This window comes from Streptomyces polygonati, from assembly GCF_042650325.1.
GTDB classification, from domain to species: domain Bacteria; phylum Actinomycetota; class Actinomycetes; order Streptomycetales; family Streptomycetaceae; genus Actinacidiphila; species Actinacidiphila polygonati.
Genome location: NZ_JBHSBB010000029.1, coordinates 75,101 through 100,795, shown reverse-complemented (window position 1 = coordinate 100,795; position 25,695 = coordinate 75,101). Strand labels below are relative to the sequence as shown.

The 25,695-nt window shown below is 66.3% G+C and carries 18 protein-coding genes and 1 pseudogene; 11 read left to right on the top strand and 8 right to left on the bottom strand.

Features of this window, described 5'->3' with window-relative positions; translation table 11 throughout:
- Positions 1 to 7: 7 nt before the first annotated feature.
- Positions 8 to 577 (top strand): Uma2 family endonuclease, encoded by a 570-nt coding sequence (locus ACFO3J_RS30420; RefSeq protein ID WP_386436246.1) that lies wholly within the window; start codon positions 8 to 10, stop codon positions 575 to 577.
- Here the strand turns inward: ACFO3J_RS30420 and ACFO3J_RS30415 are convergent.
- From ACFO3J_RS30415 to ACFO3J_RS30400, 4 genes are all read right to left on the bottom strand, one after another.
- Complete coding sequence (locus ACFO3J_RS30415; protein ID WP_386436243.1) at positions 559 to 1,575, bottom strand: hypothetical protein; 1,017 nt, start codon at positions 1,573 to 1,575, stop codon at positions 559 to 561. The two genes, ACFO3J_RS30420 and ACFO3J_RS30415, sit on opposite strands and share 19 nt — an antisense overlap.
- Before the next feature lie 336 nt (positions 1,576 to 1,911).
- Positions 1,912 to 2,763: a GOLPH3/VPS74 family protein gene (locus tag ACFO3J_RS30410; protein WP_386436240.1), complete on the bottom strand. Its 852-nt coding sequence runs from the start codon at positions 2,761 to 2,763 to the stop codon at positions 1,912 to 1,914.
- Between the two features lie 154 nt (positions 2,764 to 2,917).
- Positions 2,918 to 3,157 (bottom strand): hypothetical protein, encoded by a 240-nt coding sequence (locus ACFO3J_RS30405; RefSeq protein WP_386436237.1) that lies wholly within the window; start codon positions 3,155 to 3,157, stop codon positions 2,918 to 2,920.
- Positions 3,158 to 3,695: 538 nt separating this feature from the next.
- Positions 3,696 to 5,951, bottom strand: coding sequence for a hypothetical protein (locus ACFO3J_RS30400; protein ID WP_386436234.1), 2,256 nt, complete (start codon positions 5,949 to 5,951; stop codon positions 3,696 to 3,698).
- Positions 5,952 to 6,398: 447 nt separating this feature from the next.
- On the opposite strand from ACFO3J_RS30400, the pseudogene ACFO3J_RS30395 reads away from it, so the two are divergent.
- Positions 6,399 to 6,836, top strand: a pseudogene (locus ACFO3J_RS30395) (transposase family protein); the annotation flags it as partial.
- 141 nt (positions 6,837 to 6,977) lie between these two features.
- On the opposite strand, the gene ACFO3J_RS30390 reads toward ACFO3J_RS30395, so the two are convergent.
- A complete protein-coding gene (locus ACFO3J_RS30390) occupies positions 6,978 to 7,577 on the bottom strand; it encodes a hypothetical protein (RefSeq protein ID WP_386436426.1) in 600 nt (199 codons plus the stop codon).
- A 75-nt stretch (positions 7,578 to 7,652) separates the two neighbouring features.
- Between ACFO3J_RS30390 and ACFO3J_RS30385 the strand changes: the two genes are divergently transcribed.
- The 5 genes from ACFO3J_RS30385 to ACFO3J_RS30365 all read left to right on the top strand — a co-directional run bounded on the left by ACFO3J_RS30385 (position 7,653) and on the right by ACFO3J_RS30365 (position 10,890).
- Complete coding sequence (locus ACFO3J_RS30385; protein WP_386436231.1) at positions 7,653 to 7,985, top strand: ATP-binding protein; 333 nt, start codon at positions 7,653 to 7,655, stop codon at positions 7,983 to 7,985.
- A complete protein-coding gene (locus ACFO3J_RS30380) occupies positions 7,982 to 8,176 on the top strand; it encodes a hypothetical protein (RefSeq protein WP_386436228.1) in 195 nt (64 codons plus the stop codon). The genes ACFO3J_RS30385 and ACFO3J_RS30380 overlap by 4 nt, the downstream gene beginning before the upstream one ends.
- A gap of 123 nt (positions 8,177 to 8,299) precedes the next feature.
- Entirely contained in the window at positions 8,300 to 8,743 is a 444-nt protein-coding gene (locus ACFO3J_RS30375; RefSeq protein ID WP_386436225.1) for a very short patch repair endonuclease, read from the top strand.
- Positions 8,744 to 8,810: 67 nt separating this feature from the next.
- Positions 8,811 to 9,806: a DNA cytosine methyltransferase gene (locus ACFO3J_RS30370; RefSeq protein WP_386436222.1), complete on the top strand. Its 996-nt coding sequence runs from the start codon at positions 8,811 to 8,813 to the stop codon at positions 9,804 to 9,806.
- Entirely contained in the window at positions 9,784 to 10,890 is a 1,107-nt protein-coding gene (locus ACFO3J_RS30365) for a DNA cytosine methyltransferase (RefSeq protein WP_386436219.1), read from the top strand. Before ACFO3J_RS30370 ends, ACFO3J_RS30365 begins: the two co-directional genes overlap by 23 nt.
- A gap of 21 nt (positions 10,891 to 10,911) precedes the next feature.
- On the opposite strand, the gene ACFO3J_RS30360 is transcribed toward ACFO3J_RS30365, so the two are convergent.
- Genes ACFO3J_RS30360 through ACFO3J_RS30350 form a run of 3 tightly spaced genes read right to left on the bottom strand, consistent with a single transcriptional unit; the run spans position 10,912 to position 14,881 of the window.
- A complete protein-coding gene (locus tag ACFO3J_RS30360) occupies positions 10,912 to 11,823 on the bottom strand; it encodes a DUF6339 family protein (protein ID WP_386436216.1) in 912 nt (303 codons plus the stop codon).
- Complete coding sequence (locus ACFO3J_RS30355) at positions 11,820 to 12,797, bottom strand: hypothetical protein (protein ID WP_386436214.1); 978 nt, start codon at positions 12,795 to 12,797, stop codon at positions 11,820 to 11,822. Before ACFO3J_RS30355 ends, ACFO3J_RS30360 begins: the two co-directional genes overlap by 4 nt.
- The gene (locus ACFO3J_RS30350) at positions 12,794 to 14,881 is read right to left on the bottom strand and encodes a helix-turn-helix domain-containing protein (RefSeq protein ID WP_386436211.1); all 2,088 of its coding nucleotides are present in this window, start codon (positions 14,879 to 14,881) and stop codon (positions 12,794 to 12,796) included. The genes ACFO3J_RS30355 and ACFO3J_RS30350 overlap by 4 nt, the downstream gene beginning before the upstream one ends.
- Positions 14,882 to 15,275: 394 nt before the next feature.
- On the opposite strand from ACFO3J_RS30350, the gene ACFO3J_RS30345 reads away from it, so the two are divergent.
- The 4 genes from ACFO3J_RS30345 to ACFO3J_RS30330 all read left to right on the top strand — a co-directional run bounded on the left by ACFO3J_RS30345 (position 15,276) and on the right by ACFO3J_RS30330 (position 25,695).
- A complete protein-coding gene (locus ACFO3J_RS30345) occupies positions 15,276 to 15,608 on the top strand; it encodes a hypothetical protein (RefSeq protein WP_386436208.1) in 333 nt (110 codons plus the stop codon).
- Between the two features lie 132 nt (positions 15,609 to 15,740).
- A complete protein-coding gene (locus ACFO3J_RS30340) occupies positions 15,741 to 20,534 on the top strand; it encodes a DEAD/DEAH box helicase (protein ID WP_386436205.1) in 4,794 nt (1,597 codons plus the stop codon).
- Positions 20,531 to 22,465 carry a UvrD-helicase domain-containing protein gene (locus tag ACFO3J_RS30335; protein WP_386436202.1) on the top strand — a complete coding sequence of 645 codons (1,935 nt, stop codon included), beginning with the start codon at positions 20,531 to 20,533 and terminating at the stop codon, positions 22,463 to 22,465. Before ACFO3J_RS30340 ends, ACFO3J_RS30335 begins: the two co-directional genes overlap by 4 nt.
- Positions 22,462 to 25,695, top strand: a complete 3,234-nt coding sequence (locus tag ACFO3J_RS30330) for a helicase-related protein (RefSeq protein ID WP_386436199.1) — start codon at positions 22,462 to 22,464, stop codon at positions 25,693 to 25,695. Before ACFO3J_RS30335 ends, ACFO3J_RS30330 begins: the two co-directional genes overlap by 4 nt.

Here is a 25,695-nt window from a genome sequence, read left to right as displayed (position 1 = left end):
TGGGCGCATGGACTACGAGCGTATGCGCGCCGTCGCCGAACGGCTCGCGGAGCTTGCGCCGGACGGTGTGCGCGGCTACGAGATCACCGGCGACCAGATCGTCATGATGATGTCGCCGTCGAGGCCGCACGAGTTGAACGCGCTGCGCATCCGGCAGCAACTCGATCAGCAACTCGACCCCTCGCTGGTCGCCCACACCGGCGGCGAGGTCGAGGACGCCTCGCTCGGGCGGCTACGTCGGCCTGACGTCATCGTCGTCCCGTACGCCGTCTTCGGCGAAGACACCATGGACCCCTTCCACCCTCAGGACGTCGCCCTCGTCGTCGAGGTGGTCTCCCCGTCGAACCACTCCAACGACTACGTCGACAAGGTCAACGACTACTCGGCCATGGGCATCGAGCACTACCTGCTGATCGACCCCCGCAAGAGCACCCTCACCGTCTTCACCGACCCCGGCCCGGGCCCCGACGGACCCCGCTACCGTGCCCAGCACGACTACGCCTTCGGCGACGCCGTCACCGTGGGCCCGTGGACCCTCGGCACCACCGACCTGCGGCCTTACCCGACTTCGGGCTGAGCCGTCGCCGGTCCCGTACGCGGCAGCCGGGTGCGGAGGAGTTCGCGGACCGCTGCGGCGCGCTGGGCGACGATCTCCGGGGCGAGGGGCGCCCTCTTCGGGGACGGGGGCGTGGCCGGGGCCGTGCCGGAGCAGGGGGCGCAGCTGCCGGTGTGCTGGTCGCGGGGCAGCGGGTCGTGGCAGGTGGCGCATTCGGGCAGGGCGGGGGCGGGGGCGGCCTGGTCGTGGGGAGTGCGCGGGGCCGGGAGTTTGCGGACCAGCCGGTTGGCGAGCAGGGCGCGGGCGCTGTGGACGACCGGCGGGAGCCCGCTGGTCAGCAGCGAGCGTGCTTCCGGTTCGGGCACGCCGTCCTCGACCCAGCGGACGGCCAGCGGCGCGAGGGCGAGCGAGTCGGCGGTGCTGAGGGCGAGTTTGGGCTCGGCGGCGGTGAGGCGGGCCAGCAGCGCGGCTCCCCGGGCCAGCGCGTCCGTCCAGGCTCGGGCTTCGCGCGATTCCTGCGCTTCGGGCCGTCCCTGCCAGGTTTCCGCTGCCGCTGCCGCTGCCGCTACGGCCGGTCCGCCGCTCGGCGGCTGCGGCCGCGCTTCGGGCCAGGGGCGGGTGGGTTCTTCCCCTGGGTTCTTCTTCCCCTTGGGGAACGTTCCCGTCTTCCCGACGGCCACACGGCCGGTTCCCGGCCGTACGGGAAGCGGCGCTCCAGGCGGCTGCGGCGTATCGAAAACATGTGTCTCGGTGCGGACTTGCCCGCTTACGCCGTCCCGCCCGGTGTGCCGTACGTAGTACCCGAGCGCGATCAGCTCATCCACGGCGTTGGCCACGCCGCGCCGTCCGACCCCCGGGTTGTTGTCCGCCAGCGTCCGTACGTCCTCGCGGGCGCCGTCCGGCAGCGACAGCAGATACGCCAGAATCCCGCGAGCGGTGAAACTGAGCCGCCGGTCCCGGAGGACATCATTGCCAAGCACCGTGAAGGCGCGCGTGCGAGCGGTAGTGTTGATGCGCATCGAAGAGTCCACTTCGGTGTCAGACCCCGGGGTGCTGGTAACACCGCCGGGGTCACTTTTACGTGTTGAGGAAGAGGCTGAGCGTAACCAGCCCCTCCCGTCAACTGACGGTCACACCATCGGGTGAACCCCACCGATTCCGGGGCGTAAACCTCACCCCCATGCCATGACGAGCTCGTAACGGCTGCCCGAGGCGCCTCGCGCTCGGCATAAGTACGGGCCTGCTGACGGCTGATGGGCTTCCCACCGCGTGGCGCGGGTGCTTCTTCCCGAAGTGGCCTTCACTACGGCCGTGGCGCGGGCCGGACCGATAGGCGCGCTACGAGTTCCGCGGTGTCACCAGCCGTGGCCTCCGCCGTCGTGGCCGCCGCTGTGGTGCCCGCCCCCGTCGCCGCCCGCGTGATGGCCACCACCATGCTGGCCGCCGCCGTGATGGCCGCCGCCGGACCAGCTGCCCGCATCCAGGTCGTGGCCGAGGCCGGAGCCACCGGTGGAAAGGTCGGCGTAGACATTGCTGAGCTCGTCGAAGAGCTCACGGCTGAGGAAGTCGCTCCCGGCGGCGACCGCTTCGGCGAGTTCCTCGTCCACGGCGGCAGCGGCGCCGCCGGTCGCCGGAGCGAGGCGGTCGGCCGCGGCAAGGGCGGCCATCCGGCGGCGGGCCGGGATGCCCCGCCACCCGGGATACGCGGCAGGGGCGAGCCCCGCGGCCTGGACGAGGACCGCGAGGGTGAGGTCGCGGGCGGCGGGCGGCGCCGTACCGCGGCCGGGACGGACCACCGTGTCGAGACGGGCCAGCAGCTCGCTGCGGCGGTCGTGGTCGATGGCGAGGATCTCCGAGCGCCTCCGACCGCCGCGGTCCCGCGACCGCCGGACCCGTGCCGCCTTCTGGTCCTCCAGCCGGGACAGATACTCGGTCGGGAGCGAGCGCGGCGCCCCCCGCAGCCAGTCCTTGAGGGTGGGCGGCGGCGCGGCCACCCTCAAACTGTGCAGCACATTGCTGAGCCGCCGGTCCTCCACCCGCGCCGGATCCACCACCTCAATCCGCCGACCCCCGACGACGATCCGCCCGGCCAGCCCCAGATCCGCCAACTCCGCGGCCCGCAAAGCGAACCGCACCCGCCCCTCGGCCCGTATCCGCAGCGACCAAGGATCGATCGCGATCAACAGCAGGTCATCCCCCGTAGTCATACTTTCGAGCGTAAGCGCCCCGGCGCGGCGGAGGGGGGCCTTCCGCGAGCGCGGCGGAGGGCGGCGACGGGCAGGGTGCCCGGGAGGCTGGGCCGGCCGAACCGGAAACGGCCGACCGCGATCGAGTCGGCCGTCCACTCCCGGCAGCGCGGAATCAGAGCAGAGCGCGCAGCCGCGCCGACACCCGCCGCTTCACCTGGACCAGAACGATCACCATCACCGCCAGCACCACGACCACGATACCGATCGCTACCCCGGCCCCCCAGCCCCCCGACCCGCCTCCGGACCCCGAGCCGACCCCCGCCCCCGAACTCCCGGTGTGCCCGGTATGGCTGTGGTGAACGGTGTGGCTGTGATGCGAGCTGTGCGACGTCAGAAGTCCCCCGATTGCCATGCCCCGGATGCTAGGGCCGCGCCACTCACCGAGTCCCCAAAAACCCAAAACCTGTGGCCAGGGGTCAGGCTGAGGCGCGATGGACGACACTCCTCCGTACGTGTCTCCGGCCGATTGCCCTTCCCCACAAGCGTTTTGGGGCCGTGGACCGCCGACCGCGACCGACCAGCTCGCTGGGCGAAGTCCGGGTAGTGGTGAATCATCGCGCCGTCAGCGAGCCTTTTCCATCACCGCTCTGAGCCGGTCATACGCAACGTGGGGACGGCTTGGGCGAGGGCGGATACCCGGTTGGTGGGGCACCGGAGCTTGCGCAGAACCGCCAGGACCTGAGAGTGACGATGGCCTCCTTGACGAGATCGCGGATCTTGGCGTGCGACCGAGGACAGGGTTGTACAGGAGATGTCCGGTCAGCATGGGTAGACGAGCGTGTGAAACCTCTGGTGGATAGTCGGATAATCTTGGTCGCGATCCTGTCCACCAGGGGCTTCACTCATCGGTCGCACCAACTGGCCAACTCAGGGGTTGAGTTGACTGTTGCTCACGAGTGCTTACTTGAGGACGCCGGCGCGTGCTGTGACCAGTTGTCGGCCCAGTCCTCGGCCGTGGTGGTGGCAAGGGTACTGACAATCGCGAGAAGAAAGGTCGCTGCTCGCAGCGAAACCCACGGAAGCGTCCTCCCGGCGTGAAGCCGTCGCCATGGCATGTCTGCTGCCCTGGCAAGCCTTACTTCCCATAACAACCCGAGCAGAAGGCATATCGACAGAGCTTGTACAGCGGTCACCGCGATGAGCAACCAATCTCTTCCCCCTGCGGTGACACCCGTCCACTGCGGACTGAGGGTCGCCACGACCAGTGGAACGGTTTCAGCGAGTACCACGACCAGCCCGAGACTGAGCGCCTTTCGCAACGGCGTCGCGCCCCTCATCCACGTATATGTCCAACTATACACGAAGCCGTAGACCGCCCAGTGAAACGTCGGAACCAACAACTCGTACGCAATTTGCCAGGTCGGCATGGTCGCCCTGGCGAGGAAGGTGCCTTCGCGCAGGAGGTAATACACGGTCAAGGCCAGAGGAAGACCCGCTATAAAAGTTATCCCAGCGCCGAAGCCAACGTTCTTCCACAGTGATCCTCCGCCGGACGAGCCCAGCGCGCGAGTCGCCCGCTGGCGAAGTTCCTGACTGGTTGCTCCTTCAGGCGGAGAATTGAGATGATTTTGTAATCTCTCGTAATTATCGTACGACAGGGACCCGCTCGCGAGGGAATTGGGAGCAGTCTTGTCGAGGTGCGCGCGCATGTCCATTCGCACCATTTCTTCACCCCACTTGCGGAGCCAACTGGAATGCTCCGCATCGGACACGCTCAGCACTGCGAGGGCACGCTCGCGAGCATAGGCCGGGTAGAGGAAAAGATTCACGAGCAGCCCTGTGATCACTGCACTCGCAGCGTCACCCCGCTGGAACGCGATGTTCGACGGTATGTACCTCGTGTTGCTCGAAGCGGCCCACAGAAGAAGCACGGCACTGGCTGCCGCCATACTGGGGAGCCACCTGCGGGAACGCGTCCTTGCCGCCGCCTCGTCACGGGACCGCCTTCGCTCCTCAAGCCAGATCAGGAGCAATGGGAAGCCCAGGGCCAAGAGGTCGATGACCATCCCGAGCACGAAGCCAGTGGACCCTTTCGCCGGATGCCACCTGTAGTGGAGAACATAGAGGAGGCAGGGGGCGACCACCGCAGCCAGCGAAACCACCCCTTTCTTCCACGGGCTCGCCTGCGAGGTACTGTCCGTCCCCTCTCCGCGAGCGGCATTCATTGCCCTGGCTACGGACCAGAAGATCGTTCCCCAGCCGAGCAAGAAAAGGAAGAATACGAGCTCACGGCGCCATACGGGTTTGGAAGGATACAGCAACGGCTTGACCGTGGTGTCGTGCAGCACAGATAAACGGACATAACTTGAGGTGGCGCAACCGCCGGCGTCGGGAAAGGCGTACAACACGGACGTGGGGGACTGGGACGAAGGCGGCCGGTGATCCCAGTCATCTTCGGATTCTTTCTTTTGAGGAGCCTTCTTGTATACGGTAGTGAAATGCCAATCGCCGCCCTTCGGTACGCTAATGCGGACGGACCAGTCGTCATAGGGAAGACAAGGCAATTTTGGCGGGAAGCGTTCCGGATCATCGAAGACATCGGCAGATCCTTTGTAGGTATTTATGCCGCTCATTTTCTGCGGAGCTATTAGCATCGGTATCAATCGGTCGCCGTAATAGCCCCCCTTCAATGGTAGCGTTACTTTCTTCTGGAGAACCCGTCGTGCGGTGATGGTGACCGGATCGCCGGGACTTTTTTGATCGACATTGAATGCAGTCGCCCGCAATACGAAGTAGCTCCGGGAGCAGTCGTCGTCAACGCAGATTCCCACTTCATGCGGCAGAACAATGGAAGACGACGTATGCAGATCCAGTCGCGTTCTTGCCAAGGTCAGGAACGCGGAATCCGCAGGCGCCGTGATTTTCCAAGTGGCGGTGAACGTCGCTAAATGGCGACGTTCGTCCCAGCCGATCGCGACGTCCTCACTCCCCTCGGTACGCACGCGTTTCTTTGCCGGGGTGGGGATGGAGGTCGGGTGCGGGGAGCGGGTGGCAACCGGAGTCGGTTTGGGGTGGTGCGGCTGGCGGTGACCCGGTGGACATGCAGAGGCAATTGCCGCACCCGACAGCAGGACGCCGACCAGAATTGCGGAGAATACAAACTTCACCCGCCCGGAAGTCATGGCATCGCGAAAGAATCGGCTCACAGAATTCCCCCCAAATGCTGATACAGGTCGACGAATCCGGAAAAGCAGTGGCGGCAGTGTTCGGAGTACCCTCATCCCTCCGGTCCAGCGTGCGGTCCGGAGCCGTTCACGTCTTACCTGGAGCAGTCGCCATTGAACGCGCACCCGCGTGCGGAGCCAGCGTGCCGGGCAAAGAAGAGAGCCTGCTGACATGTAGCATCGGGTCCGCTGCCGCCCGCATTCTGCGGTGCGACGCGAACTGGGCGGAGCAGCGGTCTTCCGACACCGGAAATCCGTGCGGGACATCGTTCCAGCAGTCAGGACGAAAGCGTGTCGAGCCTTCCGTCCCGCGCGTTGGCCCGGGATGCCCCGTATCGTATGGATCCCCGGTTCATGACGTTACGGCATGGGCAAGGACCTGAGTACGCCTTCGCTCTTGTATGGCCCGTTGTAAATGGGGACTGGCCGATTCCAGTGCGGCTCCGGATCCCATCAGCGGGAACCGCATTCATGCTGGGAGGTCCTGGGCGCAATTGCATGCGTGATGCCATGTACCGCGGGACACTGACGCATCGGCGGGACGGAACCATGTACGCCCAGTTCGCCGCAGCATTGGCGTCGGGACCACGACCGCGTACCGCTACGTCATTGAGGCTGTCGATCTCCGGGCCGTCCCCGCCCGCACTCTGGCCGATGCCGTCCGCGCCGCATCTATGAAAGCTTTCGCCTTTCTGGACGGCATGCTCCTGCCGATCGAACGCATCGCTGCGGACCGGCCGTTCTACTCGGGAAGCACAAGAAGCACGGCATGAACGTGCAAGTCCTCACCGATCCGTTCGATCAACTACTGTGGGCCTCGCCGACCCTGCCCGGCGCCCTCCCGACATCCGCGCGGCCCGCGAACACCAGCCACATCGCCAGCCACAGGTCCTGCCGGCTCCTGCGCAGCGACGTTGTTCTGCGCGGCCAGGGAGACATCCAGGGCCTGCGCGTAGTTCCCTCGTTGACGGGCCAGCATCGCGTACAGGTTCCAGACCCGCAGCTCGGTCACTCGGTCTTGGGCCACGCCTGCGAGGTACAGCGCACGGTCGAGTCGTTGTTGGGCCCGTTCGAGATACCGGGCGTCGACTGATGGATGCGCTGGGAGGCCACCGACTTCTGCAGGGTAAGAGCCTGCACGGCGCCCGCCAACGCGGCCTGCTCCAGGCTCTCGTGCCCGCCCCGGACCTGGTCGAGCTGCGTCAGGTCGTCAAGGCCGTTACGAAGGCGGATCACGTCCGAAGTGCCAACAGCCGTAGATCTGCCGGTCGCGGCCAATGGCGCCACGATCGCGGCGGTTGTAGCGGTGCTGGCGGCAAGGAAGTCGCGACGCCTCACTGGCTGCTCCAGTTCTTCGGCGGGATCACCTGTGCCCGCCGGGGCGAAGCCCAACTCCGCGGCGGTACACCCGAATACTGCCCTCAGTGCCTCCCGCTGACGAGTGTGAGGCCAGCCAGTTTTCCCGGTCAGCCAGTGCCTGACCGTCCGGTCGCTCACGGTTCCTTCATGGCCGCCGGCTCGTAGGTAGTCGTTCACCACCTCGGCCAGTCCGGCCTGGGTCATCCCCGCCTCGCTCAATGCCCTGGTGAGAGCCTGGTTCACCGCCATTGACCCAAAGTAGCCATTCGATGCGCCTCGGTAGCACCGAACAGTAGGAATTTCCGGTGGTCCCTACCCCACACGGTGACAAATTTCCTCCCGCCCCTGAGCCGGGAGGGGCTCGACGATCTCACCGACTACAGCGCTCTCGTCGTCACCGAACTCATAGCGAACGCTGCCGAGCACACGGCCAGCGGGCTCGTACGAGTGTCGATCACCCTGCCGGACAAACAGCGCGTCCGCATCATCGTCACCGACACGTCCCGCACTCTGCCTGTGCCCAAGAAGGCCGATGCGGACGACGAACACGGACGCGGGCTCGCCCTGCTGGATGCGGTGACCCAGCGGTGGGGCGCCAAAGCCACATCCAAGGGCAAGCGCGTCTGGGGTGAGCTGAAAAGCGAGGCCGCGGTATGACCGAACGCGTCGGACCGTGGGTCGGAGACCTCGTGCACGACCCGGTCACGCATAAGAACGCGACCCTCACCGACGTCCGCAGCGACGGCACCTACCAGTTGCGCGATCCGGACGGCTTCGGCCAATGGTCGGCCCAAGACCCGGGCCGATTGTCCGTCGTGATCAGGCGCGCCGACCGCACCGACGGGTAGCGCCCGGATTCCTCCGCCTCGACAAGGACGGAGACGCCCCGAGCCCGGGTGGCAGCCCGAGCCCAGGGCGAGTAGCGACCGGCGGATCTCTCCTGTCGAAGATCATGGAGGATACTGGGACACATGTCCCCGACCGCCTCCTCCCCCTCCGTCGCAGCGCGGATGAGCCGCCAGGCCTCGCGCGACACCGCCCAGGAGGTCGCCGTACGCCGCCTCTTGCACAGCTGGGGGCTGCGCTACCGGGTGAACACACCGGTGCCCGGGATGCCACGACGGACCATCGACATACTCTTCCGCGGCCCGCGCATAGCGGTCTTCCTCGACGGCTGCTTCTGGCACGGTTGCCCCGTGCATGCGACCAGTCCCAAGGCCAATGCCGAATGGTGGCGGGCCAAATTGGACCGCAACATGGCTCGGGACCTGGAGACGACCGAGCACCTGAGAGCCGCCGGCACAACGGTGCTGCGGTTCTGGGAGCACGAGACGGCGGAAGAGGTCGCGCGCAGCGTGGGCGACGCCGTCCGTGCCCAGCAGCGTCCTTCAGGGGTTTCGGAGACTCGGCACTAACCTTGGCCCAGGGGGGTGACGTCGAGCGAGTGCGACGCCGCCGCCGACGAACTGGGGGAGGTGGGGCGTGGCAGCGCGTAGATTCTCGTCGCTGGAGATCTGTTCCGGGGCGGGCGCTCAGGCCCTCGGCCTGGAGCGTGCGGGCTTCGATCCGGTGATGCTGATCGACAGCAAGGACGTCGCCTGCAAGACCGTCATCCGGAACCGGCCTCACTGGGACGTACGGTGCCTGGACGTCGTCGATTTCGATCCGGCCGAGCACCCGGAGACCTACGACGTAGATCTGCTCAGCGGTGGTCTTCCTCGGGTCAAGGCCGCGGCGGCCGTGGGCCCCACCGAGGACGACCCCGAACGCAATCTCCTGCGGGCCGCCATATGGCTCCTGACCTCCGTCCGCCCAAAGGCCCTTCTGCTGGAGAACGTGCCGGCCCTGGTCGAGAAGGACGAGTACGCCGAGGATCGTTCGTGGATAACGAAGGAACTCGCGCACGCCGGTTACACCGCGTACTGGAAGGTACTCAACGCTTCCGAATTCGGAGTTCCCCAGAACCGAAAGAGCGGCTTTCTGATAGCGCTGGCCGAGCCTTTCCATGCCGCCTTTTCCTGGCCCGAGCCGAGCGACCGCCCCGCACCGACCGTGGGCGAGACGCTCGGCGCCTCCATGGCCGCCCACGGGTGGCCGGGAGCGGAGCGTTGGGCCAAGCAGGCCGACCGGATCGGCCCGGCCCTGGTCGGTGGCTCGGACCACCGGGGCGGCGGGGATCTCGGGCCGACCGGAAGCAAGCGGGCGTGGGCCGCCCTGGGAGTCGACGGCAACAGCCTCGCAAATGAGCTTCCGAACGCCGACTTTCCAGCGGACGCGGTCCCCAAGCTCACAGTCCGGCAAGCCGCGATGATCCAGTGCATCCCCGAGGACTGGATCATCGAGGGACGCAAGACCGCTGCGTATCGGCAGATCGGCCACGCCATGCCTCCACCACTGGCCGAGGCTGTGGGCAGGGCCGTCGCCAGCGCCCTGTCCGGCCGGCTAGGATCACCACATGTACCCGTCCAAGATCATTGACCTGTTTGCCGGGCCGGGTGGACTGGACATGGCCGCAACCGCGCTGCTCATACCGGTGATCGGCATCGAGTTCGATGCCGACGCCTGTGCCACCCGACGCGCTGCGGATCTCGAGACCGAGCAGTGCGACGTACGGCACCGAGGGCCCGGCCATTTCCAGGACGCTCGAATACTCGTGGGTGGGCCGCCCTGTCAGACGTTCACCGTCGCGGGCAACGGAGCCGGGCGCCGCGCCTTGGATCAGGTTCTCACCCTCGCGAGGCGTATGGCCGGAGGCGAAGAAATCGGGTCGCTGCTCGCAGGACTCAGCGACGAACGAACGGGGCTGGTGCTCGAGCCGCTGCGCTGGGCACTCGATGCGATCAAGCTCGAACACCCCTACGAAACCATCGTTCTCGAACAGGTTCCAGCCGTACTGCCGGTCTGGAAAGAGTACAAAAAGATCTTGGAGGCGCGCGGATATGTCGCTCGCTGCGAAGTCCTGCACACCGAGGAATTCGGTGTGCCACAGACTCGCCGTCGCGCCATTCTGATAGCTCGCCTCAAGGACGCGAACTCAGTCTCGGGCAGCGGCGTGCGGCTTCCCAAGCCGACCCACCATCGCTTCCACAAGCACGGGAAAGCACAACTCAGCGTCATTGAAGACGAGCTGGAGCCCTGGGTGACCATGGGCCAGGTGCTTGGGCGACAGGCTCCGTTCGAGGTGGTGTCGAATTACGGCAGCGGCGGAGACCCCAAGGCTCGTGGCCGGCGCACGCACGAAGAACCGGCCTTCACGGTAACGGGGAAGATCTCTCGGAACAGAGTGTTCCGTACCGATATGAAGTCACGCGGCAAGGACGACTGGACACGGATCGAGGACCACGAGGCGGGCCTGCTACAGACCTTCCCCGCCAACTATCCCTGGTCCGGCAGAGCCATATCCCAGCAGATCGGCAACGCGATTCCGCCGCGTCTCGGGATACACGTCCTCGCGGCAGCCCTCGACCTCGGCGAAGAAGATGTGAAGGCAGCCCTCAAGAGACTGGAGACCTGGGAACCCCCCATCCTGGTCCCAAGTCCCCCAGAATCCCCGACGCTCTGACCGCCTCGCGGCTGAACTGACTCAGGCGTCGATCTGATCGAGCACACCCCGCCGCCTGTCGCGCAACGGGGCCTGCTCGCTGAATTCCCTGAACATCCTCGTAAGGCGCTCCACCGACGAGCGGCGAGCGGTTCCGTCGTCGGGGCCGTCGGGAAGACGGTCCCACGGAACAGCCGGGGCGGTCTCCGCCTCGTCGATCCACTGGTGCAGAGCGTCCCGACCCGGCAGGTCGTCCGGGGCTATCACGTCGTACAGGATGGTGCTACCCGCGACATTCACGGCCGTGCAAAGGGCGTTGACCCGGTCACCGAGTCGTGACGCCCCCGACTCGGTCAGTTCCTGCAGAACCCGCACCATCGCCACGGCGGTCGGCCGGTGATCTATGGCGTCCAGACGCAGCGCGGTGTTGAGCATGTCCTGGTTTCCGCACGCGATCTCCGCGGCGCGGTAGTCGGTCCCGTCGCGAAACATCTCGGCGGCCCACCAGAGGCGGGCGAACGCCTGGCTGTAGTGGGGTCCTGAAAAGCGGGCAGTGTTGACCTTCTTCGGCGCGCCGTCCGTCCCCTCCGCCGTGCTGAGGTGGCGCCACAGTACGTAGTCCGGAGCGATGGCGAGAGCGAGAAAGTTCCAAATCTCCGGACGGGCCGCCTCGCCGCGTGTCATCCGCAACGTCGCGTGGAGTCGAGGTGCCAGCCACGCGTCCGCGCCGGTCCGCGATTCGCCGAACCGGCGGATCGCCTCGTCGAGGATCTCCCGTACGGGTATCGCGTCCCAGCGGACGGAGTGGTCCTCGATCGGTGTGCTCGCCCGAAAAATCGCCACCTCCGGCAGCTGCTCCTGTCCGGCTCTCACGCTGCCGGTCAGGTGCTTCGCGGCGACAGCGGTCGGGAGCAGCGCAAGTCGATCGATCGCCGCGCCTCCAGAACTTCTCAACGGGTTGCACCTTCCTGGATGCGCGCGACCGCCCGGATCGCGGTGGTGAGGTTCTTCGGTACCAGGGCACGTCGTGCCGCCGCGTACTGGATCTTCGGCTGGAGATCTGCCCAACCCTGACCCTCTGTACGGCGATTGTGCGCATCGAGCAGCGCGTCGGCGAGGGAGCGACCGGGGAAGACATCAGGAAGCATGGCTCGCAGCACGGACTCCCGCCAGTTGCCAGGAAGTCGTGGCGTACCGTCGTCATCGAACTCGAGGTCGGCGATCGCCGAGTGGAACATCGCGGTCCAAGCATCTCCCGCGATCTGGGCGGCGACCAAGCCGGCCGCGGCCTTCTCCAGAGGTCCGCGAGGTTGCCCGAGAAGATCCGCGACGCCTTCGAAAGACGTATTAAGAAGGACTGTCGGCATGTCCCCGGAGGTGTCGACGACCCAGGGCGCTTCCTTGAACGGGCGAAGCCAATCCCGTTCACCGTCGCGGAAGTCCACCTCGACGATCTCGACCTCGCGCTGGCGGACCGGGGTCCGTGCAAGGAAGTCGATGAACCACGGTTTCTCACTGTTCCCGATGATGCGTCCGTCGATACCACCGAAACTTCCGACGACACTTACGTCGAGAGTGGCTCGCGCCAGGTGCATGGAACGCAGGACACGTACTTCACCGCGCCAATGGCTGTCGTCTCGGGCCCGCTCGAGGCGGCTGACGACGCGGGTGTTCGTGGCGCCTTCCGTCAGTATCGCGACACAGACGACCGAAGCCCAGGGACCGTCGGCGAGTTCGGCCCGAGGAAGTACGACCTCGAGTTCCAGGACGCCCTCCTGCCAGTTGTCCCGCTCCACCTGGTGGAGGGCTACGACACGCTCCTGCTGGGAGATCAGGGCGAGTTGCAGCGCCTTGCCGTCGATGCTCGCCTTTCGAACGCCGACATCTATCTGCCCCACGAGCGTCGGGTAGGGGTAGACAGTGCTCATGCCGAGGTCTCCCGTGCCTGCTGGATGTCCACGATCACACCGGCCATGGCACCGGAGACGGGGTGGCTGGAGATGGCGGTGAGTCCGCTGAACGTGGCCGAGCGGGCCTCGGGCGTGACGACTATGGTGCCGCCCGCTACCCGGCAGTTCTCCTTCGCCGACAATTCCGCCCACTGAAGTGTGGGCCGGCCTCCGGACCGTACGTCGAACTTGGCGACGGGTACGACCTCCCACGGGGCCTCGCGCTGGGGCACCTTCAGAGTCACTTCGAGCAACCAGGCCCCGGAAGAGTCGACCCGGCCAGTAGTGCGCTCCACAACCGGGTGGCCTTCTGTCCGTCGTCCACCCCCGGCCGCGGGCAGGTCCAGGCGCAAGAGGTTCCGGAGCAGCTCCGGGCCCGTCGATTCCTTCTGGAACGTACGACGACCGACGATGCCCCGTAGGGCGGTATCCATGGCGGTGTTGAAGTCGGTGAGCCGCCGCGAAGCATTGGGGTAGCTCGTGGTGAGTTCCTCCGTAGTACCCCAACGGTCGTGTTCCGGTGGTTCGGCGGCACGAAGGAACGCCTCCGCGGCACGAACGCTCTCGTCGTCGTGGCCGGTGGCGAAGCCAGCGAGCAGAACGGCCTGGAACGGGTCGGCGCCCAATCCCAGATGGCGAGGTCGCCGGGTCATGACGGTCATTCGGGTGCCACGCATACACACGATGCGGCTGTGCTCCTCATCGGCGTCGGCAGCGGGAGTTACGAGGAGCACGGCTCGATGGGTAACGCCCTTTGCCTTGCTCCCGGCGGAGCGAAGTGGTGGCACCGTGAGCGTCACCTCGGTCGCGGCGACCTGGTCGGTGGCCGTGAGTTCGTCCGTCGTCCCCCCATCCAGGTGAGCGCGGAGAGCCGCCGACAGCGCGGGATGACGGTCGCGTGGATCGACGCGCTGCTCGGCTATGAATGTCTCGCCATTTTGCAGGGAGCACACGGACGCTTCCAGGAGCGCCCGGGTGGAGTCGCTCCCGATCATCGCGGCCCAGAAGTTGTCGGCCAGCGCGGCGATCAGACCGTCGTGGGTCTCCCTCAAAGTGGCGCCCGCGTCGGCCGCGTTGTGTGCTCCGACAACCAGGAACGAGGTCCCGGGCTCGTCGTTCTCACGATCGAGGTAGAGGTCCGCGACCGTCTTCTCGTCCGCCCACCATGAACGCGAGACACCTTCATGCTCCTTCTCGGTGTCCGGCTCGCCCAGCCAAGCCGGTCCGGCGTACGCGACTCCGTCGACACTGCGCCAGGGCAGATCGAGACGCCCGACGACACGGCCGCCCGTGCGGCCCTCATGACTCTCCGAGAGGGTGCTGTTGATCAGCACCAGACCGAGCCGGCTCGCGGCCCAGAGTGTGGCCTTGCCCAGACCGTACGAGCCGCCCGCGCGGTCGCTGGTCTTGTGACTGTCGAGTTGTCGGCGGACGACAGCGGAGAACCGCCCGTCCTCGTACTCCGGGCCGGTGAGACCCGAGGCGTTGTAGTCCTCGACTCGGAGCAGCAGCAGGGGGGAGTCGTCGCGCAGTGCCCTCAGGCCCTCGGCCAGGACACGACCGGCCTTCTGCTGGGATCGCGCGGCCACGTCGTAGTGCGGCTCGATCTCGTTCCACCTCAACGCTGCCAGAAACGACCTGAGGTGTTCGCCCGTCAGCTCGTGCAGCGTGAACCGCACGCGGACAGGGTGTCGGGTGTCCAGCCGCTCGTCCAGGCTGTTCTGGGTGACCTCGCGGGCGAGCACGGCCAGGTTGGCATCGAACGCGAAGGCCGCCGCGTTGCCGTACTCCCGTCCCCCGTCGCTGTGCGCGGGACGGTGGTACCACTGAATCGGCAAAGCGCTGACAGCATCTGTGTCCCTGTGATGGAGTGTGCTGACATCGGCGCCCAACTCCGCGGCGATGTCGGGGAAGAGCTCCGCTCGAGGTGTCGCGCGGCCGGTGATCCAGGCGGAGACAGCGGCGCGTGTCAGACCGAGCCGCCTGGCGAAGTCCGCCTGACTCACGCCCTGCCGTTGCAACTGTCTGGCCAGCCAGGGGCCGAAGTCTTCGCCGTCCTGCATCTGGGACGCTCCTTTGCCTCGTGATGAACGTCTCCCCAACGCTCTTGCCACCAGCTTCACTTGACGTGCTGGTCGGCGTCAAATGTACGTTGACATGACAGCCGCGAGGTTGCGCCAGCAGGCACTGCACAAGATCCCTCTTTGTCCCCATTTAACCTCACCCGTTCCAACAATCGATCCGAATCTTCCAACCGACTATCGTATTAACGCCACTTGCTGTAACGTCGTCACTGACGGGCCATCAGCTGCGTTTTTAATGGCCCTGTCAAAGCCGTCCGGGCACTGGGGGAAAACTCTGCCCTCAAGCAGGGAATCACCGGTACACAAGGCAGGAGCACCCGAAGATCGGGGCTCTTGCCACAGATTTATCAGCGGGCAGACAAGGGGAATTGAGTTGGACGAGAACGAGGCGTACTTTGTCCGGATTGCCGCGGAGCACGACAGCCTCAAGAGCCAGGAGGCGCGTGAGACCTTCCGGGACGACAGGGGGTTGACGTTCTCGCAGGTGCTCTACGGGCGCAAGGTGGCCGAAAGGAACGCGAACGACGCTCAGGCGTCCTCGGCCGCCGTTCCTCCGCGCCGCCCCGTCATTTCCGCCGGACGTAAGCGCGACGACTCCCGTCCGTCGCTGGTGGGCCCGCCTCGTGGTCCTCGCATCGCCGTGAGCCGCGCCAAGGACAGGAGGCGGCAGCCCGAGACGATCGTCGTCGTCATCCTGCTCGGATGAGATCCGGCGCCCTCGGCGCGTAACAACCACAGCCCTGCGTTCATCGGGCCGTCGTCGTGCTCTCGCATGCGCCGGCGACGGCCCGTTCTCCCCTTCTCAGCCCCAGTAGTCCTCGCCCAGAAACAGGTCCTTATGAGCGGCCCGCAGTTCGTCGACGCCTCTGTCTCCCCCGTTATCGCAACCGTGCTGCGGCAATCGGCCGTTGTCCTGGAGACCTACCGGGTCGACCCCGGACTTGTGCAGGAGCACGCGAACGGCGAGCGTCGCATCACCCAGGGTGGTTACGGGGACCGCCAGTTGTTCGAGCTCGTCCAGAACGCCGCTGACGAAATCGCGGCAGCCCCCGGCGGGAAACTCCACGTCGTCCTGACCGACACCCACCTCTACTGTGCCAACGAGGGATCCCCGGTGACCGCCGAGGGCGCCGAAACGATCCTGCGCATGAGTGTCTCGCGCAAGCGCGGTGGCCAGATCGGTCGTTTCGGTGTCGGTGTGAAGTCGGTGCTGTCCGTCAGTGACGCGCCCCAGTTCTTCAGTAGCAGTGGGAGTTTCGGTTTCGACCGGGACTGGTCCGCCGGCGAGATCAGGCAAGCACTCGGTGTGAGCGGCGACCTCGGCATGGATGCCCCCGTCCTGCGAATGGCCCGCCCGCTCGACGTGGAACTGGAACGTGCGGACGACTCGGTGCTCGACAACCTGCTTCGTTGGGCCACCACGGTTGTCCGCCTTCCGTTGCTACGAGGAGCCGCCGACCGCCTCGGCCACGACATCAGCGGTCACCGGGACACCGACGGGCGGGCGGTTGAGCCCTTCCCATCCCGGTTCCAGCTTTTCTCCTCGCACGTCGGTCAGGTACTGCTGCTGGATCACCGCAGTCTTCCCCCGGTCCGTCGGGACATCTCGGTCGAGATCAAGGGCGTCCACCGAACCCTCAGAGAAGTGGCACGCGGCGCCAAGCCCACCGTTGAGGAATGGAAGGTCTACTCGGTGGCGCACTCTCCGACCGCCGATGTCCGCGAAGGCGCCGGCGAACTCCATGACCGAGCTGTCATCGACCTTTCCTGGGCAGTTCCGGAATACACCGTCCGCAACGGCCTCCACACGGTGCCCGTCGGAAAGGGAGAGTTCTGGGCCTTCTTCCCCACCAAGTACGAAGTGTCACTTACCGGCATCCTCAACGCACCGTGGAAGACGAACGAGGACCGTCAGCACCTTCTCGACGGCAGCGCGTTCAACATGGAGCTGCTGCGCAGAGCGGCTCAGCTGATCATCGAGACCCTTCCCCAGCTCTCACCCGCCGAAGATCCCGCCGCTTACCTGCCCTTGCTCCCCGGGCGTACCAAGGAATACCTCAACTGGGCAGACCTCTACCTCGTGCGGCAGGTCTGGATGATGGCGGCACAGAGCCGCTCCCTCCCGGACCAGAACGGCGACCTGCAGATACCCAAGGATCTGCTCGTCGCACCGGCCGGTTTGGAGAAGGACTGGCTCCGGATCTGGTCCGATTATCCGGGCCGGCCGATCAATTGGGTTCACTCCTCTGTCGACGGTGCCGACAGCGGGCTGCGCAGGGGCAAAATGAACCACATTCTCGAAGCCGCCGGAAAGAAGCCGGAGGGTGTTCGAACCTGGCTGGAAGCGCTGGTGGCCGACGGCACACCTGAGGCATCCCGCCATGCCATCGAGATCCTCGCCTCAATGGTCCTGAAGGACCAAGCCGGAAATCGCGGCGGCGATTCCGACATGACGGCCGAGGCCCGCAAGGCCAGGATCGTTCTCACCGAGGAACACGGGATGGTAGCCCCCGTCGCCGGCGAGATCTTCCACCGGACCTCGTCCGACACCTTGCGGGACGACATGGTCTACGTGGATCGGCGTATCTCCGATCTCCCTGAAATGGCACGCCACCTGCACGCCATCGGCATCCGAGTGGCAGATGCCCAGGGACGCTTCGAGGGGGTGCTCGACCAGGGCTTCGACCACTACGGCAGCCAGGCCTGGACAAACTTCTGGGTACTCCTGCGCAGCGCGGGTGGCAGCACTCAGGTGGAACGCATCCGGCAGAAAATTCGCAACCCCCTTCACTCCCTCCATGTCCGCACCCTCGACGGACGCTTCCGCCCCATGCGGGACTGTCTGCTCCCGGGCCCGGTCGTCCCCGGTGACGGCAGTCGTGACACAACGATCGCGGTGGACCTCGACTTCCACGACAGCGACCAGTTGGTCTTCCGCGACCTCGGCCTGCATGCACGTCCGACGCCAGGGCATCGCCCCGACCGCGAGACGTGGTTCGAGAAGTATCGGGAGGCAATGCACAACGAGTACCTGCGCAGCCTGCCAGCCAACGCACCGCGACCAAGTATCAGCCGCCTGTCGGTCGAGGGTTCCCCGACTGCCGGTCCGCTGCACCTGCTCCAGGAGCTGTCCCAGGACGGACGCGCCGCGTTCGTCTCGCAGCTCCCGGACAACGGCATCGTGCAGAACTGGAACCTCCAGTACGGGTCGCAGACCAGCACCCGCCAGGCAGTCGACTCCCCGCTGCTCTGGATGATCCGCAGGTACGGTCTGGTACGGACGTCGCTCGGACTCACTCGTCTGTCCGAGGCTGTCGGCCCCCAGCTCAAGCAGTACGCGACCGTCCTGCCGGTTGCCGAGATCGGGCCGGAGGTCGCGCGCCGGCTGAGGCTTCCGACCACTCCTGACGAAGTACCGGCCGCACGGTGGGGAAAGTTGCTCGATCGGGTTCTCACAAGCGAGGAGGACGCCTTCGTCGGCCGCGCCTACGCGCTCCTGATGCGCGTCGGTTTCGTCTTTCCGGATGGAGTCGGCACCCGCTGCCGCGTGGGGAATGTCTGGGATGCCCGGCCCGATGCCGACATTGCCGTCGCCACGACGGAGACCGAATACAACGAACTGATCCGGGAGCAGTTGCCCGCGCTTCTGGTCGCCGACAAGTCGGACGCGGCAACCGTGAAAGCGATGATCGAGGAATGGGGCATGCTCAGGGTCGGGGATGTGATCAGCAAGGAGATCCGCTCGGTCAAGAGCGGTCCGGCTGTGCCCCTGTTCGACGAGTTCACCGCCGTCCGTGCACGAGTAGGCAAAACCGGCAACAACATTCGGATTCAGCGGTGCTCGGAGCTCGAACAGATCGTACGGACGCCCATGGGCGCTACGTCAAAGCCGCTGAAGGCCGCACGGAAGGCAAGCACGCTGTACGTGCTCGACTCCCTCGACCGCATGGACGTACTGAAGGCGGCGGACAAGGAGTTCAAGTGGGACTTCGGCCCGGCCGGGTGTCGCCAGGCGCTTGAGCTGCAGGAACGCCAGGAGCAGGGTCAGCAGCTCCAGTCGCGGCTGCGTGCGGTGCGCGAGAGTGAGAGCGTCATCGACAAGATCGCGCTCCTGATCGGTGCCGAAGCACTTCGCCGCGGTCTGCCACCGGGACTCATGGAAAGCGAGCTGAACGAGCGGGAGGGCGATCCGGACGCGCGCCGTATCGCGGAAATGGCTTTCAACGCCCACGACGACGGCATTCTTCGAGAACACGCCCGTGATCTCGCGTTGGAGTTCCCCGGCCTGGCCCCCAGTTCCTTCAACGGCAACGAGAAGGCACTCAGGTTCGTCACCGATCTGGGGTTTCCCGACTCGTTCGCCGGATCGCGAGTTCCCGCGCCGGATGCCAGGTTCGAAGTGGACGGTCCGTCGGAATTCCCGTCCCTGCACGCGTACCAGGAGCAGTTGGCGCAGGCGTTGTTCGCGCTGCTCGACAGTCCGACGCCTCAGCGCGGCATGCTGAGTCTGCCCACGGGCGGGGGCAAGACCCGGGTGACCGCCGAGGGCGTGATCCGTTGGATCCGTGACCGCAGCGAAAACCCCGGTCCGGTCCTCTGGATCGCGCAGACCGAGGAGTTGTGCGAGCAGGCGGTGCAGAGTTGGAAGTTCGTCTGGTCGAAAGTCGGGCCCGAACTCCCGCTGGTGATCAGTCGACTGTGGTCCGGGAACTCGGCAACTCCGGTGGACGGACGTCCGCATCTCGTGGTGGCCACCGACGCCAAGCTCAATGAGTGCCTGGACACCCACGACTACGCCTGGCTGCGGAAGAGTGCGGCGCTGGTCGTCGTCGACGAGGCGCACACCGCGATCTCGCCGCGATACACACGGCTGCTCGAACTCCTCGATCTGACTCATCAGCGCACGAGCCGCCACCTCGTCGGGCTCACCGCGACTCCGTACCGAAAGGACGAGGAACTGACCCGGCGGTTGGTCCAACGCTTCGGACGCCGTCTGGACACCGGTGTGTTCGACGGCGATCTGGCCGATGCCATCAAGCAGCTCCAGCACCTCGGAGTCCTCGCCCAGGTGAGGCACCGCGAGCTCGCCGGCGGCACCATCTCCCTCAACGCGGACGAGCTGAAGAGGTCCGAGATCTTCGCGACACTTCCCAAGGGCGCGGAGCAGCGACTGGCCGACGATCACGACCGCAACCAGCGCATAGTCGACGAGATCGTGGCGATGCCGTCCGACTGGCCGGTCCTGGTCTTCGCCACTTCGGTGGCCCACGCCAAATTCCTCGCCGCGAAGCTCGGCGACCGCGGCGTCAGCGCCGCGGCGATCGATGCGAACACTCCCATGGCGGAACGACGTCATCGCATCGACGCCTTCCGGAAGGGGAAGGTCCAGGTGATCACCAACTACAACGTGCTCTCCCAGGGGTTCGACGCGCCCGCGACGCGCGCCGTCGTCGTGGCCCGACCGACCTACAGCCCGAACATCTACCAGCAGATGATCGGGCGCGGCCTGCGCGGTCCGAAGAACGGCGGCGAGGAGACCTGCCTGATCCTCAACGTGCGCGACAACATCACCAACTACGGCGAGAAGCTCGCGTTCACCGAGTTCGAATACCTGTGGGGGGAGCAGGGATGACGTCGCCGATGCTGGAGGATCACCGGCTCACCGCAGAGCAGCAGGCTGTGGTGGACCAGTCCTGGGATGCTCGTGTACTGGTCACGGCGGGTGCCGGTGCGGGCAAGACGTACACGCTGGTCAGGAGGCTCGACGCCCTGGTGGAGCGGGAGCAACTGGAGGCCGGGGAGATCCTGGTGCTCAGCTTCTCGCGAGCCGCGGTGCGGGAACTGACGGAGCGGATCACTCGACACGCCTCCGGAGCACAGCGAGTGCGGGCCCAGACGTTCGACGGATGGGCTTCCGCGCTGCTGCGCCGCGCCTACCCGGACACGGACTGGGGAACGCTCGCCTTCGACCGGCGCATCATCGCGGCCACCGACGCGATCGACCAGGGTGCGGTCGAGGTCGGCGAGCACGGCGCCCCTGCCCATGTGGTGATCGATGAGGTGCAGGACCTCGTCGGCGTTCGTCGCGACATGGTCGAGTCGCTGCTCGATCGCTTCCAGGACAACTGCGGCTTCACCGTCGTCGGCGACTCGGCGCAGGCCGTCTACGGATTCCAGGTCTCGGACGCCCAGGAGCGCGCCGAGGAGACCAACCGCTTCCTGGACTGGGTGCGCGCCACCTTCAGCGAGGACCTGATCACGCTGCATCTCGGCGACAACTTCCGTGCACGGACGGAGGCTGTCCGAGTGGCTCTGCCGTTCGGCGCCGAGCTGCAGCGCCTCCCCCGCGATCCGACCGAGGCCGCCAAGGAAGCGGAGCGGATTCACGGAGATCTGCGCTCGCTGCTGCTGACCGCTCCGAACTTCGGCAGCCTCGAGACCGAGTTTGTCCTGAGCGCGCTGCGGGACTACCCCGACTCGACCGCCATACTCTGCAGGGACAACGGACAGGCACTGGCCCTGTCCGGGCAGCTCGCCGACGCCGATGTACCGCACACGCTGCAACGTTCCGCCCGCGATCGCTCGGCGCCGTCGTGGATCGCGGAACTCTTGGCCTCGACCGCCGCGTCCACGCTCACGCAGGAGCGATTCTGTGAGCTGCTGGCCGACATCGAGTTGCCGGTGGACAGCACCCCCGAATCCCTGTGGCGGTCGGTACGCAAGGTCGCTCGTGGCGTTGGTGGCACCGTGGACATAGCGGCGTTTCACCGAGCACTCGCCGAGCACCGACTTCCGGACGAGCTTGCCGCCGCCCACCCGTCCTCGCTCGTCGTATCGACCGTGCACCGCGCGAAGGGCCTCGAGTTCGACCGGGTGCTGGTCGTGGAGCCCAGGGTCCTCAAAGAGCCCCGACGTGTGGAGAAGAAGAAGTATGACTACGACCCCGCCGCGGAGGCACGTCTGCTCTACGTCGCGATGACCCGTGCCCGCGACGATCTCTACGTTCTGGACGCACCCGCCACCTGGCAACTGCGCAAGGACAAGCGTCTCGACCGCTGGTATCTCGGCGGCAGGAGCAGTTGGGCCCGAAACGGCATCGAGATGCTCGGTGACGATGTGTCGCACGAGCAGCCGCCGGGCGCGGAAGACCTTCACGAGGACTGCGCGAAGTTGTTGACGCACCTGCGCACCGACATCGTGTCCGGCTGCCCCGCGGAGCTGGTTCTGCTCCACGACATACCTGTGGCTGCCGACCAGTCACCGCCGTACGCGGTCGTTGTCCGGGGACAGCGCATCGCGGTTGTCTCCGAGCGGTTCCGAACCGACCTTGCCCGGATGTTGCACCGGGGCGCCCACACCGAGGCGCAGAAGTGGCCACCGGTGATCACCGGCGTGCGCGTCGACTGCGTGGAGAGCGTGGCGGGAAGCAGCGCGGTGAGCGAACACGCGGGACTAGGGGCTCAGGGTGTCTGGCTGGCCCCCCGCCTGTGCGGACTCGGACGATTCCAGTGGTATCACGACCGGTCGTCGGAGGCCGACGGCATCGAAGGGGACGAAGCGTGAGCAAGCCCGACCACCAGGCCCACTACGGAGTGAGCGATTCCCTTCTCGACGCGCTGAGGAGCGATCTCCTCGGCCCGGTGGGTGGCGCCGGCGAGGTGCTCAAGGTCGACGCACCGATCACGATGTATCCGGTCGGCGTGCTTTTCCCGCGTTCGCGACCACAGGACGTGCGGGTGGAGCCAACTGATCTGGAAGTGGAGCGGGACGGACTGGACGCGGCACCGCTTGCCGCCCGGGGGGACGGCGAGGAGCCGGCCATGGACCTGGGCGTCTCCTTGGCGAACGCGCGGATGCCCTCGTCGATCGGGCTGACCTTCGCCGTGGATCCGGGCATCACCTCCCGCATCCGGTTCACTGTCCGAGCCGCCGTCTACACGCCCGAGGACCCCGACGGGAATCCCGTATCGGCCAAGCGCACAGAGGCCCGCAGCACCAAGGCCCAGCAGGAACACTGGCGCCATGTCACGCTCCGACTTGAGCCCCTCGTCGTGGATGTCGCCACGCCACGCATGCACAATCCGTTCGAGTTGCACCCCGGGCTCGAATTGCGAGTGCTGGTACGGCCGGCTTCAGACCCCGAGGGAACGGTGACGGTGACGGCCACGGTCGTCAACAGCCTCGAAGTGGGCAGGTTCGACCTACGGGACGCGCACTGCTTCTACCAGCCGGTGTTGGAGGTCACCGCCGAGGACGGCGATCGAGCGGTATTCGTCGAGCGACCGGCGGTGTTGGGTGCGGTGGACCCCGAACAGGCGTTGAGTCGAATGCTCTACCGCCACGCACCGAGCTTCGCGACCGGGCACGGGTGCGCCGCGCGTTGGGACTGGACACCGCCGCCGGTCGGAGCCGTCCGTACACGCCGCGCGGCGGTCGCTTCAGTGCGGACCGAGTTCGTTCCCACCCACGAGGTGCTACTGACGGACTCCAACCCCCAGATCGATGACAGTGCTCTCACCATGGAAGGGCTCGGCACAGCCCCTCCGGAGGTCGCCGTTGCCGTACTGCGCCGTCTGTTGGTCGCTTACGAAGCCTGGATCGGCGACCTGACGGAGCAGAGCAGCTCACTTACCGGCACCGAGGACGAGGCGGTGGCGGCGGAACAGATCGAGCGCTGCCGTCGGGCGCTGCGCCGGATGAACAGCGGCGTGGACCTGCTGGCGGACCACGACCGTCCGGAGATACTCCGGGCATTCCAACTCGCCAATCTCGCGATGGCCGATCAGCGTGCCCGAACCTCCTGGATCAAGAAGGGCAAGCCGGGGCTCCCCGACACCGGAGCCGGCAGATGGCGGCCGTTCCAGATCTCCTTCATGCTGCTGTGCCTGGCCGGCATCGTCGATCCCGAGCACGAGGATCGGGACACCGCGGACCTGCTGTGGTTCCCCACCGGAGGCGGCAAGACCGAGGCGTATCTCGGATTGATCGCTTTCACGACCTTCCTGCGTCGCCTGCGCCACAGGGACTCCGGGGCAGGCGTCACCGTGCTCATGCGCTACACCCTGCGGCTTTTGACACTTCAGCAGTTCGAACGTGCCGCCTCGCTGATCTGCGCCATGGAACGCCTACGAGCCCGTGAGCCGTCGTCTCTCGGTGGCGAGGAGATCTCCATCGGTATGTGGGTCGGCCGATCGGCCACTCCCAATACCCTCGCGATCGCGGCGCAGAAGCTGGGCGAGCTACGGTCCAACCCGCTGAAGCCGCTCCAGACGGAGAACCCGGTCCAGTTGCGCGCCTGCCCGTGGTGTGGGGAGGCACTGTCCCCGCAGGACTACGCCGTCGACCGCGACCGCGTACGCATGACCGTCAACTGCCCTGCCGGCGACTGCGACTTCAATCGAGGTCTGCCGGTTCACCTGGTGGACGAGGCGGTTTACCGTGCCCACCCCACTCTGGTGATAGCCACCGTGGACAAGTTCGCGTCCATGCCGTGGCGACCCGCTTCCGCCGCTCTGTTCAACCTGGACAGGGATGACGGCACGGGTCCCCCCGAACTCGTCGTGCAGGACGAACTGCACCTGATCTCAGGGCCGTTGGGCACGCTGACCGGCCTGTACGAGACCGCTGTCGACACCCTCGCGCAACGCCCGAAGATCATCGCGTCGACCGCGACCATCCGCCGGGCGGATGAGCAGGGCTCGCGTCTGTTCGCGCGGACCGTGGAACAGTTCCCGCCTGCGGGATTGGACTCACGAGACTCCTGGTTCGCCGTGGAGACACCGCGAGAGCGGAAGGCCGCCCGTCGATACGTCGGGCTGCTGACTTCCAGCACCAGCCAGTCCACTCTGCTGATTCGCACGTACGCCGCCCTGCTTCATCGGGCTCAGAACTGCGGGGCGCCGCCGGAGGTCAAGGATGCCTACTGGACATTGGTCGGCTACTTCAACAGTCTGCGGTTGCTGTCCGCAGCTGAGTTGCAGGTTCTCGACGACGTTCAGGAGCGTCTCGACTACCTCGCCGTGCGCGACGGAGTGAAGGCGCGCCGTGTGGACGGCCTCACCGAACTGAGCAGTCGCGCGAACGCCAGCGACATCTCCAGACGGCTCAAGGAGGTGGAGCGCCAACTTCCCATGGCCGATGTCCTGGACGTACTGCTCGCCACCAACATGATCTCGGTCGGCGTGGACGTGGACCGGCTCGGACTCATGGCGGTCATGGGTCAGCCGCAGACCACCGCCGAGTACATCCAGGCAACGAGCCGGGTCGGTCGCCAACATCCTGGATTTGTAGCGGTGATGCTCAACTCCACCCGTTCGAGGGACCGTTCGCACTACGAGGATTTCCAGCATTTCCACTCGGCTCTGTACCGGGAGGTGGAGTCCACCAGTGTTACCCCCTTCTCGGCACGTGCCCGTGACCGGGGCATGCACGCGGTGGTCGTGGCGTTGGCCAGATTGATGCTGTCCGCCGCACGTGAGAACGACGCGGCCGGGCGAATAGAGGACTTCGTCGACGACCTGAACGGGACCGTCCGCAGCGCGGTTCTGGAACGAGTCGCCCACGTCGAGCCATCGGAACTCGCCGCCACCACACGCGCCTTCGACGATTTCGTGGAGTGGTGGCGAGTCGAAGCCGAGGCCCACCCCAACCTTGTTTACGAGGCCGCTCGCGGCATGCGGGCACACGCTCTGCTGAATGGCTACGACGACGACCCGGAGACCGCCGTGGGCTGGCCCACCCTCTGGAGCCTGCGCGACGTCGACGCCTCGTCCACCTACTTCGAGGAGCGCTGA

Excerpts from the sequence above, each read along its gene's own strand:
- ACFO3J_RS30420 (WP_386436246.1), top strand. The coding sequence starts at position 8 with ATGGACTACGAGCGTATGCGCGCCGTCGCCGAACGGCTCGCGGAGCTT.
- ACFO3J_RS30415 (WP_386436243.1), bottom strand. The coding sequence starts at position 1,575 with ATGCGCATCAACACTACCGCTCGCACGCGCGCCTTCACGGTGCTTGGC.
- ACFO3J_RS30410 (WP_386436240.1), bottom strand. The coding sequence starts at position 2,763 with ATGACTACGGGGGATGACCTGCTGTTGATCGCGATCGATCCTTGGTCG.
- ACFO3J_RS30405 (WP_386436237.1), bottom strand. The coding sequence starts at position 3,157 with ATGGCAATCGGGGGACTTCTGACGTCGCACAGCTCGCATCACAGCCAC.
- ACFO3J_RS30390 (WP_386436426.1), bottom strand. The coding sequence starts at position 7,577 with ATGGCGGTGAACCAGGCTCTCACCAGGGCATTGAGCGAGGCGGGGATG.
- ACFO3J_RS30380 (WP_386436228.1), top strand. The coding sequence starts at position 7,982 with ATGACCGAACGCGTCGGACCGTGGGTCGGAGACCTCGTGCACGACCCG.
- ACFO3J_RS30375 (WP_386436225.1), top strand. The coding sequence starts at position 8,300 with ATGTCCCCGACCGCCTCCTCCCCCTCCGTCGCAGCGCGGATGAGCCGC.
- ACFO3J_RS30365 (WP_386436219.1), top strand. The coding sequence starts at position 9,784 with ATGTACCCGTCCAAGATCATTGACCTGTTTGCCGGGCCGGGTGGACTG.
- ACFO3J_RS30355 (WP_386436214.1), bottom strand. The coding sequence starts at position 12,797 with ATGAGCACTGTCTACCCCTACCCGACGCTCGTGGGGCAGATAGATGTC.
- ACFO3J_RS30350 (WP_386436211.1), bottom strand. The coding sequence starts at position 14,881 with ATGCAGGACGGCGAAGACTTCGGCCCCTGGCTGGCCAGACAGTTGCAA.
- ACFO3J_RS30340 (WP_386436205.1), top strand. The coding sequence starts at position 15,741 with ATGAGCGGCCCGCAGTTCGTCGACGCCTCTGTCTCCCCCGTTATCGCA.
- ACFO3J_RS30335 (WP_386436202.1), top strand. The coding sequence starts at position 20,531 with ATGACGTCGCCGATGCTGGAGGATCACCGGCTCACCGCAGAGCAGCAG.